This window comes from Peribacillus sp. SIMBA_075 (assembly GCF_046534585.1).
In genome coordinates this window covers 1-229 of sequence record NZ_JAWRYN010001759.1, presented here as the reverse complement: position 1 = coordinate 229, position 229 = coordinate 1, and the positions used below count along the sequence as shown (strand labels likewise).

Genomic DNA, 229 nt, shown 5'->3' with positions numbered 1-229 from the left:
GGGATCAACTAAAAGCACTCTTAAATAGATACAGTTTTACAGATGTAGAGTGGTTCGAAGAAGTTGTCTCTTCTGATTCTATTGATAATAGGCCTATTTTTTCTAGATTGTTGCCTAGAATCAGATCAGGTGAATTTGATGTTGTGTGTGTAATTGCGAACGATAGACTTTCCAGGGGATCACAGATAGATTCAGGACGTATCATGGAAGCCTTTAAAGAAAGCAACAC

The 229-nt window shown here is 37.6% G+C and carries 1 protein-coding gene; it reads left to right on the top strand.

Annotated elements, in window-relative coordinates:
- Positions 1 to 229, top strand: a 229-nt coding sequence (locus tag SB775_RS34475) for a recombinase family protein (protein ID WP_410865786.1), incomplete at both ends; no start/stop codon positions are given.